This window comes from 'Nostoc azollae' 0708, from assembly GCF_000196515.1.
Classification (GTDB): Bacteria; Cyanobacteriota; Cyanobacteriia; order Cyanobacteriales; family Nostocaceae; genus Trichormus_B; species Trichormus_B azollae.
The window spans coordinates 5,247,341-5,263,445 of the sequence record NC_014248.1 but is presented as its reverse complement, the minus strand read 5'-3'; the positions used below and the strand labels follow the sequence as shown (position 1 = coordinate 5,263,445).

General features: G+C 37.8%; 11 protein-coding genes and 9 pseudogenes. 11 read left to right on the top strand and 9 right to left on the bottom strand.

The genetic code is table 11. The features are described from left to right. Nucleotides 1-4: 4 nt before the first annotated feature. Both AAZO_RS24495 and AAZO_RS24490 read right to left on the bottom strand, forming a co-directional pair. Nucleotides 5-980 (bottom strand): annotated as a pseudogene (locus tag AAZO_RS24495) (YegS/Rv2252/BmrU family lipid kinase). Nucleotides 981-1,086: 106 nt separating this feature from the next. Beyond that, nucleotides 1,087-1,698 (bottom strand): annotated as a pseudogene (locus AAZO_RS24490) (Uma2 family endonuclease). 271 nt (nucleotides 1,699-1,969) lie between these two features. Here AAZO_RS24490 and hemC point away from each other — a divergent pair. From hemC to glgA, 3 genes are read left to right on the top strand one after another with little or no spacing between them, the layout of a single operon-like run. Beyond that, complete coding sequence (gene hemC, locus AAZO_RS24485) at nucleotides 1,970-2,938, top strand: hydroxymethylbilane synthase (protein ID WP_013193210.1); 969 nt, start codon at nucleotides 1,970-1,972, stop codon at nucleotides 2,936-2,938. Between the two features lie 28 nt (nucleotides 2,939-2,966). Continuing rightward, nucleotides 2,967-3,131, top strand: coding sequence for a hypothetical protein (locus AAZO_RS35950; RefSeq protein WP_013193209.1), 165 nt, complete (start codon nucleotides 2,967-2,969; stop codon nucleotides 3,129-3,131). Between the two features lie 5 nt (nucleotides 3,132-3,136). Then, nucleotides 3,137-4,576: a glycogen synthase GlgA gene (gene glgA, locus AAZO_RS24480; RefSeq protein ID WP_013193208.1), complete on the top strand. Its 1,440-nt coding sequence runs from the start codon at nucleotides 3,137-3,139 to the stop codon at nucleotides 4,574-4,576. Between the two features lie 47 nt (nucleotides 4,577-4,623). Here glgA and AAZO_RS24475 read toward each other — a convergent pair. Then, nucleotides 4,624-5,325 (bottom strand): annotated as a pseudogene (locus tag AAZO_RS24475) (Uma2 family endonuclease). Nucleotides 5,326-5,493: 168 nt separating this feature from the next. Between AAZO_RS24475 and AAZO_RS24470 the strand changes: the two are divergent. Both AAZO_RS24470 and AAZO_RS24465 read left to right on the top strand, forming a co-directional pair. After that, nucleotides 5,494-6,312, top strand: a complete 819-nt coding sequence (locus AAZO_RS24470; RefSeq protein WP_420807038.1) for a M23 family metallopeptidase — start codon at nucleotides 5,494-5,496, stop codon at nucleotides 6,310-6,312. A gap of 246 nt (nucleotides 6,313-6,558) precedes the next feature. Beyond that, complete coding sequence (locus tag AAZO_RS24465) at nucleotides 6,559-7,152, top strand: peptidoglycan-binding domain-containing protein (protein ID WP_275450197.1); 594 nt, start codon at nucleotides 6,559-6,561, stop codon at nucleotides 7,150-7,152. A 112-nt stretch (nucleotides 7,153-7,264) separates the two neighbouring features. Here AAZO_RS24465 and AAZO_RS24460 read toward each other — a convergent pair whose 3' ends face one another. Beyond that, complete coding sequence (locus tag AAZO_RS24460) at nucleotides 7,265-7,699, bottom strand: SufE family protein (RefSeq protein ID WP_013193206.1); 435 nt, start codon at nucleotides 7,697-7,699, stop codon at nucleotides 7,265-7,267. Between the two features lie 224 nt (nucleotides 7,700-7,923). Here AAZO_RS24460 and psaK point away from each other — a divergent pair, with 224 nt between their 5' ends. From psaK to AAZO_RS40305, 4 genes and pseudogenes are all read left to right on the top strand, one after another. Beyond that, complete coding sequence (gene psaK / locus AAZO_RS24455) at nucleotides 7,924-8,184, top strand: photosystem I reaction center subunit PsaK (RefSeq protein WP_013193205.1); 261 nt, start codon at nucleotides 7,924-7,926, stop codon at nucleotides 8,182-8,184. Nucleotides 8,185-8,560: 376 nt separating this feature from the next. Continuing rightward, a pseudogene (locus AAZO_RS44385) lies at nucleotides 8,561-10,206 on the top strand (IS1634 family transposase). Nucleotides 10,207-10,321: 115 nt separating this feature from the next. Further along, nucleotides 10,322-10,537, top strand: a pseudogene (locus AAZO_RS44380) (hypothetical protein); the annotation flags it as partial. A gap of 147 nt (nucleotides 10,538-10,684) precedes the next feature. Further along, entirely contained in the window at nucleotides 10,685-10,879 is a 195-nt protein-coding gene (locus AAZO_RS40305; RefSeq protein WP_013193203.1) for a hypothetical protein, read from the top strand. Here the strand turns inward: AAZO_RS40305 and AAZO_RS40300 are convergent. From AAZO_RS40300 to AAZO_RS24395, 5 genes and pseudogenes are all read right to left on the bottom strand, one after another. Further along, on the bottom strand, nucleotides 10,833-11,144 hold the full coding sequence (locus AAZO_RS40300) for a hypothetical protein (RefSeq protein WP_013193202.1): 312 nt from the start codon (nucleotides 11,142-11,144) through the stop codon (nucleotides 10,833-10,835). The genes AAZO_RS40305 and AAZO_RS40300 overlap by 47 nt on opposite strands. A 115-nt stretch (nucleotides 11,145-11,259) precedes the next feature. Next, nucleotides 11,260-11,653: pseudogene (locus AAZO_RS24420) on the bottom strand (IS1634 family transposase); the annotation flags it as partial. A gap of 24 nt (nucleotides 11,654-11,677) precedes the next feature. After that, nucleotides 11,678-12,471 (bottom strand): annotated as a pseudogene (locus tag AAZO_RS32350) (IS5 family transposase). Between the two features lie 82 nt (nucleotides 12,472-12,553). Beyond that, nucleotides 12,554-13,787, bottom strand: a pseudogene (locus AAZO_RS44375) (IS1634 family transposase); the annotation flags it as partial. A gap of 969 nt (nucleotides 13,788-14,756) precedes the next feature. After that, a pseudogene (locus AAZO_RS24395) lies at nucleotides 14,757-15,149 on the bottom strand (glutamate dehydrogenase); the annotation flags it as partial. 385 nt (nucleotides 15,150-15,534) lie between these two features. On the opposite strand from AAZO_RS24395, the gene AAZO_RS40280 reads away from it, so the two are divergent. Both AAZO_RS40280 and AAZO_RS40275 read left to right on the top strand, forming a co-directional pair. Beyond that, the gene (locus tag AAZO_RS40280) at nucleotides 15,535-15,675 is read left to right on the top strand and encodes a hypothetical protein (protein ID WP_228371404.1); all 141 of its coding nucleotides are present in this window, start codon (nucleotides 15,535-15,537) and stop codon (nucleotides 15,673-15,675) included. After that, nucleotides 15,645-15,797 (top strand): hypothetical protein, encoded by a 153-nt coding sequence (locus AAZO_RS40275; protein ID WP_228371776.1) that lies wholly within the window; start codon nucleotides 15,645-15,647, stop codon nucleotides 15,795-15,797. Before AAZO_RS40280 ends, AAZO_RS40275 begins: the two co-directional genes overlap by 31 nt. Nucleotides 15,798-16,105 lie beyond the last annotated feature (308 nt).

Sequence of the window (16,105 nt, the reverse complement as noted above, 5' to 3'; positions counted from 1 at the left end):
TTAATTATCTATCCGTAAATGAGTATTTTATCTCCACAGTTAAGTTAGGTAATCCCTCTAATTTTTCTGTCGGAATATATTCTGGTACGGTTGGGACGAAAACTCTCAAACCTGCGGGTATACAATTAATTTCTATAGGAGTTGTACCAACAATTTCTCCATCTATAACAACTTTTTGTGGTGGGTCGGTTGTAATTTTAAACTGTTTAGCTCGGATATAACCAATGTCATCCCGTTCTACTGGTGTGCCTGTAGAAGCTGTTTGAAATAAATGAAATGTGGCTGCGATCGCACCCGCTTTAGTCTCTGGTGATACAATGGTTAAATCTAGCAATCCATCATCGAAAATAATACCTGCTGGGCCTTGAGCTAAAACTGAAGTGGGAGGTGCTGCATTTGCCACTGTTACCGCAGAAGCAATAGTCTGAATTATCTTAATCTTCGGTTTCAATTTCAACAGCAAATTTTTGTAAGTTTCCTAATTCTTGAATTCCTGCCAGGATATATGCCATCATCCCAAAGCGATTTTTAGCTTCTCGGTCTGTTTTTGCCACAGTTCCCGCGTCAAAGTCAATACCCGCTAATAATACCATTGGTCGATCATTGCAATAGGCTACATCTATTCTCCGGGTTTTGCCTTGTAAAATTGTCTGACAAGCTGCGGCTATTGTATCAGGAATATTCAAAGCTGCAGCAAAAGCATTTGCTGTTCCCCGTGAAATAATACCAAAAGGGATATCTGTATTAATTACTGCTTCTGCTACTGCTGATAATGTCCCATCTCCCCCAGATGCAATTATCGCTTCTACACCCGGTTCTACTACTGCGCGTGCGAGTTCATCAGCATCTATTTTTTCTGTAGTGAAATAAACATCTAAATCAATTTCTGGTTGTAATATTGACCTAATCTCATCTAGTTCTAATTCTGGATTACCTTGACCCGCAACTGGGTTAAATATAAGGCAAGTGGAACGACTCATATAGATAAAATAATAGACTTAGGGATGACACCAAGTTATTTTTAGCATAGATTTGAGATTTAAACTTCTATCTATTGGTAGGTTTGGCTGTAGATTGGTGAAATTTTTAGCCAACCATTTCTTCAATCTTTTCCCGAAATTCCAGTGCCGCATCTAAAGGATCATTTGCTACTGCATAATATTGCGCCAAAATTTGCAAGTCTAAATTTCCCAATAACTCACTTTGGGAAACCACTTCATAAGTGTCACCCCGCAGATGGTAAATTTCAAATTGATTATTGTGAAAAAACCAAACTTCCCTTATCCCCAATCTTCTATAAACCTCTAATTTATCAATTCCCCCACTGGGGACTACAACTTCAATGGCAATATCAGGAACTTCTTTTTCTGTTCCTATACAATAGGATTCGTCTGGTTCTACTCCTCCTCTTTTTGCTTGTTTACGAAAGGTTGTAGAACCCAGGGTAAAATAACGAATACGTTTTTCTTGAAAGTAGATTTATAATAAAGACCCAATAACAGTTTTGCGAAATTAGTGAGGACGACTTGGTGAGAATAATTCTATCACTCCATCTAAATATGTCACTCTATAGTGCGGACTGTCACCTAAATCATTGAGTAAAGCTTCATAACTCTCCCAAGTAACACCAGTTATAGTTTGCCGTTCTTCTGGATCTTCGGCTTGTAATAGTTCAGATAATTCTTGAAGTAAAACCATAACATAAGTTATTAAAACCGAATTACTGCTAAGTTGATCATATTTTAATTTATCTAACTCGCTATTTATACAATTTTATTGTGAAATGCACTTTCTGTATTCTCAGGACTATCTGCTGCTACATATTGTGCCAATTTGGCAACTTTGTAAATAAATGTAAAGCAATTCCCAAATAAAATCCTCTGTAATTAGTCTCATCCAATCCAGTACGTCACTTGCTGCGGTAGTCTAGATAAATGTGAATTTACCGCCTGGTTTGACATATAGTTTTATGACTTCAGTTTTTAGTCCTCCGCGCCCTATTCGTATTGGTTCACGTAAAAGCCAACTTGCTCTAGTTCAAACATACTGGGTACAAGAGCAACTCCAGAAAAGCTTCCCTAATATCACTTTTGAAGTCCATACCATGTCTACCCAAGGCGACAAAATCCTGGATGTAGCATTGGCCAAAATTGGCGATAAAGGACTATTTACCAAAGAACTTGAACTGCGAATGATCAATAAGGAGATTGATTTTGCAGTTCATTCGCTTAAGGATCTGCCTACTAACTTACCAGAAGGTTTGACACTCGCAGCAATTACAGAACGAGAAAACCCCGCAGATGCGGTGGTCCTGCATAAAAAGCATAAAGATCAGCAAATTGAGACTTTACCAGCAGGTGCGGTGATTGGTACTTCTTCTTTGCGAAGACTGGCACAGTTACGCTATAAGTTCCCTCATTTTACTTTTAAAGATGTACGGGGGAACTTAATCACACGCATAGGAAAATTAGATGCAGGTGAGTATGATGCTTTAATTTTAGCGGTAGCTGGGTTAGAAAGATTGGATATGAGCCATCGCATCGATCAAATTCTCCCACCAGACATTTCTCTCCATGCAGTTGGACAAGGCGCTTTAGGCATAGAATGTCGTTCTGATGACACTGAGGTAATTTCCTTACTCAAAGCCATTGAACACTCACAAACACGCGATCGCTGTTTAGCAGAAAGATCATTTTTACGAGTTTTAGAAGGTGGTTGTCAAGTTCCGATAGGTGTAGATACGCAGATTAATAGTAAGGAATTAACATTAAAAGGTCTTGTCGCCAGTGTTGATGGTCAAAAACTGGTTAAAGATACCGTCACTGGTACTGCGGCTGATGCCGAAAAATTAGGAGCACAACTAGCCAGGATTTTACGGCAAAAAGGCGCGACAGAAATTTTAGAACAGATCTTTACTGAGATTCAACGCGGATCATAAAGTTATTGGGGACTGGGGACTGGGGGTGATGGGGGGAGATGAGGGAGATGAGGATGATGGGGAAGTAATTTTCCTAATCACCAATCACCAATTATCAATTACCAATTACCAATTACCAATTACCAATTACCAATTACCAATTACCAATTACCAATTACCAATTACCAATTACCAATTACCAATTACCAAATAAATACCATGCGAATTCTATTTGTTGGAGCGGAAGCTGCTCCCGTTGCGAAAGTAGGTGGAATGGGTGATGTTGTGGGTGCATTACCTAAACTCTTAAGACAAATGGGGCATGATGTACGGATATTTCTGCCTTATTATGGCTTTCTCCCAGACAAAATGCAGATTCCCTCAGAACCCATCTGGAAGGGATATGCCATGTTCCAGGACTTTTCCGTTTATGAAAGCGTTCTTCCTGGTACTGATGTTCCTTTGTATTTATTTGGACATTCGTCTTTTAATCCCCGCCGTATTTATGCTGGAGAGGATGAAGATTGGCGGTTTACCTTGTTCTCTAATGGTGCAGCGGAATTTTGTTGGAATTACTGGAAACCAGAAATTGTCCATTGTCATGACTGGCACACAGGAATGTTACCTGTTTGGTTGAACCAATCCCCAGATATTACCACCGTATTTACCATTCATAACCTGGCTTATCAAGGCCCGTGGCGCTGGTATTTGGAGAAAATTACTTGGTGTCCCTGGTATATGCAAGGACATAACACCATGGCCGCAGCAGTGCAGTTTGCCAACAAGGTAAATACAGTTTCTCCCACCTATGCAGAACAAATTAAAACCCCTGCTTATGGTGAACAAATTGAGGGTTTGCTATGTTTTATTAGTGGGAAATTATCAGGAATTATCAATGGCATAGATACGGAAATATATAATCCTGCCAATGATAAATATATCGCCCAAACTTTCACCACCGAGACATTAGAGCAACGCAAAGTTAATAAAATCGCCTTGCAACAAGAAGTAGGTTTAGAAGTTAATTCCAAAGCCTTTTTAATCGGCATGGTGACAAGGTTGGTGGAACAAAAGGGTCTGGATCTAGTTTTACAAATTCTCGACCGCTTCATGGCCTATACAGATGCTCAGTTTGTCTTGTTGGGAACAGGCGATCGCTATTATGAAACCCAAATGTGGCAAATAGCATCTCGCTACCCCGGACGCATGGCAACTTATTTACTGTATAACGATGCCCTTTCTCGTCGCATCTATGCCGCTACTGATGCCTTCCTAATGCCCAGTCGTTTTGAACCCTGCGGTATCAGCCAAATGATGGCTTTGCGTTACGGTTCTGTTCCTATTGTCCGTCGTACAGGTGGATTAGTTGATACAGTATCACATTATGATCCTGAAAATGAAGCAGGTACTGGTTATTGCTTTGATCGCTACGAACCTCTAGACCTATTTACCTGCATGATTCGTGCTTGGGAAGGCTTCCGTTTCAAACCACAATGGCAAGAACTCCAAAAACGAGGTATGAATGAAGACTTCAGTTGGTATCGTTCTGCTCAACAATACGATAATCTCTATCGATCAATGTACGGTTTACCACCACGAGAAGAAGAACCAACATCAGAACCAAAGTTAATTTTAACCGAAGCTAATGATAAATCCTAATTGATCACGTAGAGACGTTTGAACTAACGTCTCTGCAATTCAATATACTAACTTAAATTTTCAGGGTCAACACCTAATTTCTTTAACATTTCTGCTAATCTGTGGTTCTTTTCTTCAGATTCTAAACGCTTTCCTTCAAATTTTTGAATCCGTTCTTCTGGTCTGGAAAATCTTTTTCCTTCTTCATCAAACCAATACAACCATTCTCTAGTTATACCTTGATAAGTTCCTCTTTCTCTGCCGATTCCTAAACCTATTTCTGGTAGCCAAACAGGACTTCCTGAAATTAGTACATATTCACGATTTACTAATTTATAACCTTCTAAAGGTTCTTTTGTCTTTCTTTGGGGATTATAAACCAAATAATATAAAATCCCTAAATCATGGGCATAACAATCTTTTTTAGTGCTGTATTCTCCCCGATAGGTTTGGGAAACAACTTCTAATACCAAAATAGGTAATTTATTTTCTTCCCATAGCACATAACTAGGACGTAAACGCTAATCAATGGATCTATCTACCCCAATACTTAAAAAGCCATCTGGAACAATTGCAGGTTTATTTGGGTCATCATACATTCCCATATCTACACCGAAAAACCAATCCCATCTTTGAGACCAAATCAACACGAGTATGGCTTTTAATAAGCCGGGTATTAAATCTTGTAGTCCGTTATCCACTGGTGTGTCGCCAGAGTCGGGTAATTCTTCTGAAGATGGTAAACAGTCGAATGGGTTGTACTTTAGCATGATTGATGCTACCAATATCTATGTCGATTATATGGGAATGCTATTTGATTCATGCTGAAATCATCCCCCTTTTAACCCTGTCACCTGTCACCTATTTTAATGGTAGCAATTTTCCTGATGTTAGCTGAGAGATGTTGAAACAGCAAATAAAGAACTCAAGAGTTTCTTATGAAAAAAAATACTATTTCTCGGTTATGTAGTTCTACTTTCATTGGGTTGATATCTTTAAAATCTGTTGTAACTAAGACTACATCTGCATTACCTCAGACAACCAAAGCTTCCCTAGTTAAGCAAACTCCTTTACCTAGTAGTCACTTAATCTGGCCGACTCATGGGATCCTTTCTCAAGGTTTTCGTAAATATCAACATGAAGGAATTGATATAGCGGGTGCTATTGGCACTCCTATTTTTGCAGCTGCATCAGGTACAGTTCTTAAAGTCGGTTGGGATGATTGGGGATTAGGCAATTTTATCGAAATTCAGCATCCTGATGGTAGTGTGACAGTCTATGGTCACAATAATCGTTTGTTAGTCAGCAAAGGTCAACAAGTTAATCAAGGGCAAATTGTTGCAGACATGGGATCTAGCGGTAATAGTACAGCCCCTCATTTACATTTTGAATTTTATCGAGATCGTCGGTTAGTGATTGATCCTATGCCGATTTTATGCTCTTCAACCACTGCCAAACTACCATTAGAACAACCAGTTTCACCTTCACAACCAATTCCTCTCAATATTGCACCTATCCAAGCTGATGCTGAATGTGCTGGAATTACAGTTATTACAGCTGAGACTGCAAAAATTCGTGTTCAAGTCTGTGAAGAAAAGGGCCAACTGTTTTACATTGGACAATCAAAGCAAGATGCTAGTAAACCTGTCAAGATAGCTGCTTGGAATGTTGGTAACAATAAATATCGAGCAGATAATGAATGGTACTCATTCATACTTAGTTACTCCAGAAAAGGTGGAAGTGTGGCTAAACGGTAGTCAGATTCGTACTGATAGTTTTAATACTTCCTATAATGCTGGCAATTAAAATTACTTCTTAGTTTAGTTAATTGATGATTTTGATACAAATACCGTAATGTGACAGTTTACAGGGCGTAATATGGCGTCAAAAATTCTGCAAATTAAAGAGTATAAAATATATCTAGATTCAATCTATAAAGAATCACAGTCACTGTTTGTAATATCCCTAGTGTTTACATAAAGGAGCAAAAAATCATGGAATATATGGCTTATTCTTATATGTACATGGCGAATGAAGAGACTCCCGTTAATGTGGATTTGAATCTTCCCAAGTTGCAATTTAATTGGAAAAAATTACTGAAGTCTTCTGCGTGGTTAGCTTTAGCTGGTATTACTGTTTTAGTTGGTTCTGTTTCCCAAGTTAAGGAAGCTTCAGCAGATTATGTGAGAACTAATGGTAATTGTTTATATATCCGCAGGCGTCCTAGCAGTGGTAACTCATCTGTAGCTTGTGTACCTAATGGAACAAACATTGGAGATACTGGAAATGTGAGTAATGGTTTTGCTAAAATTACTTCTGGACGTTACCAAGGATATTATGTTGCTGAAAAATGGATTGGTATGAATCCTGAAACTTCACATGGTCGTCCTGGCCTTGGTGTTGGTGGTCGAGTTTTGCTGAGACAGGGCGCTAGAGGTGAGCGTGTGAGGGTGGTACAACGAGCTTTAGGTATAAGAGTAGATGGTGTTTATGGACCGAATACTGCTTACCATGTCCGCAATTTCCAAAGAAGAAATGGTTTGCTTGTAGATGGTATAGTTGGTCCTTCTACTCGCAGGGCTTTGGGTATTAGTTAGTGAGAACAAGGAATAGGGAATGGGTAACAACAGGTAGGAGAGTGTCAATCTCATCTGAATCAGTACCCAGGGATGCCCTGAATTTGTCGAAGGGTCGAAGTGTCCCCAGTCCCTAACCTTCTAATTTACATTCGAAAGCTTTTTTCTGCATGGTTTTGAAGATGTTGTAAAAACCATTGGCGCGGGAAGGAGTTAAACTAACATTTAAACCTGTAGCTTGAATAAAATCAGGAGTCAGTTGCACGATTTCTGTTGGTGCTAGTCCATTTAATCCTTCTATCAATAACGCGACTAATCCCTTAGTTAGCTGAGAATCCGAATCTCCTTGAAAAACCACTTTCCCGTCATGCAGTGATGCTGTTACGTATACCTGAGAAACGCAACCAGGAACTTTGTTTTCGGGAATTTTATAAGCTTCGGGAAATTCTGGCAGTTTTTCTGCATACCAAATTAACTGCTCATAACGCCGCTTTGGGTCAGCAGCACGTTGGAAGCGTTGAACAATCTTAGCTAAAGCAGGTGGTAAGGAGTCAAGACTTAAGGACATAGTTAATTCAGAAAATAATCAGTCTCACCTTGAGTTTAAATTATCTGGAGAGCGATCGCTGTTCAGGTTGGTAGACAGCTTAAATTCTCAGTATAGTGATTGTTTATGTTAAGGATTGGCAATAACTGTTAAATATTGCTGCAAGTTTGGGATTTTTCTTGAATTGTCTTAGTAATTCTGAAGATTATATTGTCAGTGATTCAATAATCTCAGGAGCAAATCCGGTGTTGACCTCAACTTTACTCGCTACTGTACCTACACCCCTAGAATGGAGTCCTACTGTTGGCATTATCATGATTATCGCCAACATTCTAGCTATCGCTTTCGGCAAATTTACAATTAAGTATCCCAGATCAGCACCAGCAGTACCCGCAGCTAATTTCTTTGGTGGTTTTGGTTTACCTGCTGTACTAGCAACTACAGCCTTCGGTCATATCTTAGGCGCTGGTATCATATTAGGACTGCACAACATAGGTAGAATCTAAGCCTTAGCCTCAAACCCGCCTGTATTAAATTGCTTATTATTCACTTTTCAACTTAAGAACCAGAGAGCAAGTTCTCTGGTTTTTTGTGTCTGTATAGAAAAACAGAAATCATTTTTTAACCGACCTTCGGCACCCTAACTGTACCCTAACTGTCACAGATAGTAGTACATATGAACTAAGGCTCCTGCAAGGAAGAAAAGGCTTAATGAGAATAGTATCATTAAAATGGCAATAGAGTGAGAGAATAAAGTTTTGTAAACAAGATAAAAGAAAAGAAAATTTAATGATTTAAAAATTAAATTAGAACAGAAGAAGAAATGATTTAATCACAACAGGAGTTGTGGATAATTCTGTTGTGAAATCAAAGCTTCAAAAAATGGAAATTCAAAACCTAGACCATTTAGGCATAGTAGCAGGAATAATAGACGCCATAGGAGTAGTAGAAATAATCCTTGAAATTGGAGAGAACGTAAGTCCGGGTCATGTAGTAAAACCCATGATAATCAACGGGTTAGGATTTGTATAAAAACCCTTATATATGTTTCCCCAAGATTTTGAAACAATCCCCTGTGACCATCTAATAGGAGCAGGAGTAACACCAGAACATCTCAAGGACGATAAACTGGGGAGAGTCATGGATAAACTATTTATAAAAGGATTGGATAGAATATTTTTTGTTGTCGCCTTAAAAGCAGCCCCAAAATTTGGAGTATCCCTATGAGCAGGGCATCTAGACTCATCATAAATGCACATACATTGGCAATATAATACCAGCTTACCAGAAGTAATATTTGAGAGTCAAAAAGTAGGAAATAATCAAGAAATAGAAGAATTAGCAGTAAAATCACCAAAAGAAATAACCATCACCTACGATTATTCTGGTGACCATAGACCGGAGTTAAAACAGTTCATCATAGAAATGATATGTTCATGAGATGGAGACATACCAATATATATTTTTAAAACTAGCATCGGGAAACCAAGCAGATTCATCATGCTTTGGTAAAATAGCAGTAGAGTACCAAAAACAATTAAAAGTTAACTAAAAGTTAACAGTCTCATAGTAGCAGACTGGGCCTTATATACAGAATCAAGTCTAAAAATGATGAATGATGTCATATTTAAGCTGGTTATATCCAGTGCCATTAAGCGTAGAATCAGCACAATCATTAATATCAACATTACCAGAACCAGAATTTGTTGATAGTAACTTACCCGGATATAAACTAGCTTCAAAAACAGTAAATTATCCAGGAATAGAACAAAGATGGTTAGTAGTGCAAAGTCAAGAAAGAAGAGAATCAGACCTGGGTAAACTCTCACAAGAAATTACCAAGGCACAATCAAAAGCTGTGCAAGATCTGAAAAAGTTATCACCAGAAAAATTTGCTTGTGAAGCTGATGCTATCAAGGGGTTATCTAAACTATTCAAACAATTCAAATATCACCAAATTAACCAGAGTAACGTTACTCAAATCAAATCTAAGAAAAAAGATAGTTCAGGAGAGATATCCTCTGAAATATCAGCTACAGTCTCCCAGAATGAAAGTAAAATTAATACAGAATTTCTGAGGACAGGGCCTTTTATTATTGGTACAAACCTTTTGGATTCAAATGAACTTACCCATGACTCCATCTTGAGTGAATATAAAACTCAATAGTCTTGCCAGAGAGGGTTTGCTTTTCTCAAAGACCCATTATTTTTTGCAGACAGTATTTTCCTAAAAAGTCCAGAGAGAATAGAGTCCCTGGGAATGGATTATGGGTTTATCTCTGCTGGTTTATACTTTAGAGCAACGACAAATTACAACCCCTTTGAGAGAGTCTAAATCAACCGTAAAAAATCAATTGGGCAAACCAACTGACTGCCCCACTTTACGCTGGATTTTTCCATGCTTTCAGTCTATTCATTTAGTTACACTTAACCAAGGAAAACACATCTGTTACTGGACTCAAGAGAGAGATTTCATTGTGAATCTTTTACCAGAGCATTGTTCTCCCTACTATCAATTACTTACCTAATTTTTCTCTCTATTAATTTAATCTCCATGAGAAAATAACCTAATGTCGTTGATTTATAGCTCTATTTTACTATTTCCATAATTTCTTTTTTTACTTCAATCTATTAGTCTAAGTTATGATTTATCTCTTGAATATCTTCATTTATCTGTTGACTCCTCTGGGCGGTGTTCTTTCTTATTGCTCCTTATTGAGAATAGCTTTTGATGCTATTTTTGGTGCTTTACTGTTTCTCCAATGCCTTTTTTCACTGTATATGTTTCTTTTTATGCTCCCTTGGATTTTTTCTCTCCGTAATTTCTCTCTGTGGCACTTTATGGTGCCGAATGTGGGTTCTAGCCCAGTCCTGTTTATGTCTATGATATCTATGGTCATCATGGCTAGACCAGTCCACGCTAGTCAAACTGTTAACCCTGTAGGTACTCATCTATCTTCTGTGCGTTTTCCCCACTAAGCAACTGTGCGTCAGGTATGTATACAAATGGATAATGCTACTCCAACTACTGCTAAACCAGCTATGCAAATAGCACAAGTTCAACCTGATAAAAATCAGCCCGATGAACTAGAATTTACGGAAGCAGAAAGTGATGAAGCAATCAAGTTGTTTGGCTGTGATTGTCCAGTTTGCCTTAATGCTGTACGTCAGTTGCATGGTATAGCACCCTTGCCTGTATAAAATCAGAAAAGTATTTATACGGTAAAACGCATGATTTTTTTACATTAAAACCCATATTCGGCACCATAAAGTGCCACAGAGAGAAATTACGGAGAGAAAAAATCCAAGGGAGCATAAAAAGAAACATATACAGTGAAAAAAGGCATTGGAGAAACAGTAAAGCACCAAAAATAGCATCAAAAGCTATTCTCAATAAGGAGCAATAAGAAAGAACACCGCCCAGAGGAGTCAACAGATAAATGAAGATATTCAAGAGATAAATCATAACTTAGACTAATAGATTGAAGTAAAAAAAGAAATTATGGAAATAGTAAAATAGAGCTATAAATCAACGACATTAGGTTATTTTCTCATGGAGATTAAATTAATAGAGAGAAAAATTAGGTAAGTAATTGATAGTAGGGAGAACAATGCTCTGGTAAAAGATTCACAATGAAATCTCTCTCTTGAGTCCAGTAACAGATGTGTTTTCCTTGGTTAAGTGTAACTAAATGAATAGACTGAAAGCATGGAAAAATCCAGCGTAAAGTGGGGCAGTCAGTTGGTTTGCCCAATTGATTTTTTACTGTTGATTTAGACTCTCTCAAAGGGGTTGTAATTTGTCGTTGCTCTAAAGTATAAACCAGCAGAGATAAACCCATAATCCATTCCCAGGGACTCTATTCTCTCTGGACTTTGTAGGAAAATACTGTCTGCAAAAAATAATGGGTCTTTGAGAAAAGCAAACCCTCTCTGGCAAGACTGTTGAGCTTTATATTCACTCAAGATGGAGTCAGAGATGATTTATAAAGTAAATGTTTAGGAGACAAGAGGAAGTAGCATAATTCTAGCCATAAGAGCATATATAGCCCCTTCCCTCATTTGTGTTAAACGCTCATAATTCTTGCTTAGACGATGATATTGCTTAAACCACCCAAATGTTCTTTCTACTACCCAGGGTTGTGGTAAAACTTTAAATCCTTACTCAGTAGGTCCTATGACTTCAACATGAGCTTGAATCATGAACCAAACTGCAAGTCCAAATTTATCACCGTCATAACCGGAATCAACCTATAAAACTTGGACTTTTTCCAATAATTCTGTGGGTTCCTCTAGCAGTTCCATTAGTGCATAGGCAGCAAGTATTCGTTCTGGGGCATTCGCTTCACTAACAACAACTTTAAACACAAATCCCAGGCTATCAACTAAAGTCTGCCCCTTTCTTCCTTTTACCTTTTTACATCCGTCAAAACCATACACATCCCCTTTTTTTGGTCAGTATTGACCGACTGACTGTCTACGGCAAGCGCGGTAGGTTGTGTTGATTTACCTAATTGCGAGCGAACTTGACCACCCAATGTATGGTTGAATTTTTCCCAAACCCCCTGGCCCTGCCATTTCCTGTAATAGCTATATACCGTTGATTTTGGCGGGAAGTCACCTGGAAGCATATTCCATTGACATCCAGTTTTCAAATGAAAATAGATGGAATTACATATTTCACCCATATCTGTTGTGGGTGGATGCCCTCCTTCTTTGGCTGGTGGAATCAATGGGGCCAGGATTTCCCACTCCATATCAGTTAAGTCTGTGGGGTAAGACTTTCGTTCCATCAGTAGCTATGTAAATACACTACATTTTATGTATCCTATCCTTCCAACATTCCTTTTCTACTCCCCTCTACATTTACTTTATCAATAGCCTCTCATGGGTAAGTTCATTGGAATCCAAAAGGTTTGTACCAATAATAAAAGGCCCTGTCCTCAGAAATTCTGTATTAATTTTACTTTTATTCTGGGAGACTGTAGCTGATATTTCAGAGGATATCTCTCCTGAACTATCTTTTTTCTTAGATTTGATTTGAGTAACGTTACTCTGGTTAATTTGGTGATATTTGAATTGTTTGAATAGTTTAGATAACCCCTTGATAGCATCAGCTTCACAAGCAAATTTTTCTGGTGATAACTTTTTCAGATCTTGCACAGCTTTTGATTGTGCCTTGGTAATTTCTTGTGAGAGTTTACCCAGGTCTGATTCTCTTCTTTCTTGACTTTGCACTACTAACCATCTTTGTTCTATTCCTGGATAATTTACTGTTTTTGAAGCTAGTTTATATCCGGGTAAGTTACTATCAACAAATTCTGGTTCTGGTAATGTTGATATTAATGATTGTGCTGATTCTACGCTTAATGGCACTGGATATAACCAGCTTAAATATGACATCATTCATCATTTTTAGACTTGATTCTGTATATAAGGCCCAGTCTGCTACTATGAGACTGTTAACTTTTAGTTAACTTTTAATTGTTTTTGGTACTCTACTGCTATTTTACCAAAGCATGATGAATCTGCTTGGTTTCCCGATGCTAGTTTTAAAAATATATATTGGTATGTCTCCATCTCATGAACATATCATTTCTATGATGAACTGTTTTAACTCCGGTCTATGGTCACCAGAATAACCGTAGGTGATGGTTATTTCTTTTGGTGATTTTACTGCTAATTCTTCTATTTCTTGATTATTTCCTACTTTTTGACTCTCAAATATTACTTCTGGTAAGCTGGTATTATATTGCCAATGTATGTGCATTTATGATGAGTCTAGATGCCCTGCTCATAGGGATACTCCAAATTTTGGGGCTGCTTTTAAGGCGACAACAAAAAATATTCTATCCAATCCTTTTATAAATAGTTTATCCATGACTCTCCCCAGTTTATCGTCCTTGAGATGTTCTGGTGTTACTCCTGCTCCTATTAGATGGTCACAGGGGATTGTTTCAAAATCTTGGGGAAACATATATAAGGGTTTTTATACAAATCCTAACCCGTTGATTATCATGGGTTTTACTACATGACCCGGACTTACGTTCTCTCCAATTTCAAGGATTATTTCTACTACTCCTATGGCGTCTATTATTCCTGCTACTATGCCTCAATGGTATAGGTTTTGAATTTCCATTTTTTGAAGCTTTGATTTCACAACAGAATTATCCACAACTCCTGTTGTGATTAAATCATTTCTTCTTCTGTTCTAATTTAATTTTTAAATCATTAAATTTTCTTTTCTTTTATCTTGTTTACAAAACTTTATTCTCTCACTCTATTGCCATTTTAATGATACTATTCTCATTAAGCCTTTTCTTCCTTGCAGGAGCCTTAGTTCATATGTACTACTATCTGTGACAGTTAGGGTACAGTTAGGGTGCCGAAGGTGGGCTAGAAAGCAAGGCCAAGATAAATTTTCTGTTCATTTTCTTTAAACAACTTTGTCACTAGGGAACCAAACCAATTCACTTATTCATATCAATTGGTGTTAATCAGTCCATCTTATACAAACTTGCTGACAATATGTGTTCTATTCAATGGAAACTATAATATTTTTCCATTGCCTTTCCACCTTGCAGTTTCTTGGTCTTACTCCCCCTCTGTAGATTAACTCAATGAGTAGAGCGATCGCACACAAAGATATATCAAACAACTCATTGTATATTTGCAAACGCCGAAAGGTGTATGAAATCTCATGGACTTGGGAACTTGCAGCTAGGCATAAAGTCATATAGGACATCAAAATCAAGTAACTTATTTGACCCATCAAGTCAGAAAAGGATTTCAAGAACTACAATTCTAGTACCGTAATTAATAGTATCAATCAGATGGATTTTGTCACTTTTTAATAAATGCGGAAATTTTGCTTAATTAAATAACAAGTAAGTAAGTCGGCGGGAAAAAACAGAAGTATGTAACATAAAGTAAAATCACCAAAAACCTCTTCCCTATTGTCTTTTATAACAACAATTTTTAACGCCAACTTACTTATAGGTGTAAAGACGTTCCGGTGAACGTCTTTACATGGGAACATACCCAAAAATCGGGATTTTTTGATTTGGCAGCCTCATAATTAAGGATACAAACCCCTATCAGTCAAAGCTTGCGCGAATCTACCCACACCCAGTGTATAAGCAGCTAACCGTCGATTTACTCCTCTCATCTGTGACCCTTGAATTACTTGACGATAAGCATTCACCATTAAGTGTTTCATTTCCCGGTTCACTCGCTCTTCATCCCAGAACAGGTAAGAAAGACCTTGTACCCATTCCAAATAACTCACCACCACACCCCCAGCATTGGCTAAAATATCCGGTGAAACCTTCACACCACGAGCTTCTAGAACTCCGTTAGCCTCTAAAGTTACAGGGCCATTAGCAGCTTCAGCAACAAACTGCGCTTGTATCTGCTCAATATTTTCCTCAGTGATTTGATTTTCCAAAGCTGCGGGAATCAAAACATCACAAGAGACCTGTCAGGAAAATTAAGTTGGTGTGGAAAAAATGGTAGAAGGGAATTTTGAGGGTGTAGCAAAAGGAAAAATCCACTAAATTAACTATATTCAAGAATATCCACATGGTAGAAAACAAATACTGGGAATAACTAACCATCAGTTTCAAAACTTGTTAGCCCAAGGTGAAATGCAGCATAAAAAACTTCAAGGTGACATAGAAAGTAAAAAGATAGGTATAAATCAGAAAGGAGCAGGGGGGAAAGGGAAACTAGAGATCAAAGAACAGGTATGTCTATCCTTGTTCTATTTGAGGAAAATGCCAACATTTGAGGTTTTTGCACTTCGGTATATCCAAAACGGAAGCATAGGACACATTTCATGACTGGCTAGAGATATTATGAGATGTTTCCCTGCTAGTCTCCTTGAACAGGTAGAAAAACATGATAGGGATTATGCCATGGCGACTCAGAACAAAAGGCAGGAAACAAAGAGTTTTCCACCAAGGGGATTTTTGTTGAACAGGTCATTAGACTTGTAAAAATATTCCGGGTACCTCAACAACGATTTCCCCTGAATTCCCCAATTTACTCACAAGTAATTCTTACTATTTATGGTTTAGTCACATTAGGAATTAGTTCATTAGTTTTGCCCATTTCGTAAATGTTATGGATATGAGGTCAGTTATGAATTTGTCATCAACATCTTCATGGATAGGAACTATCCGTAACTATTCCCAACCCTGATTCTTTCCTTGGCTCTTTCCTCATCTTAACACTATGGAAAGCTAGACACAGACAGACTCCTTTGTAAATTTTCGGACGTCTCTTTTGAAAGCGAAAATCACGGAATTAATTCAAAAACCCTTTGAAGCTCTCTTTCCTTTGCGTTCTTTGCGTCCTTTGCCGTTTGTTTATTTCATGCCTTGGATAAGTTGTTAGGTCAGATAAAAATAAGTAGGTTGGCGTTAA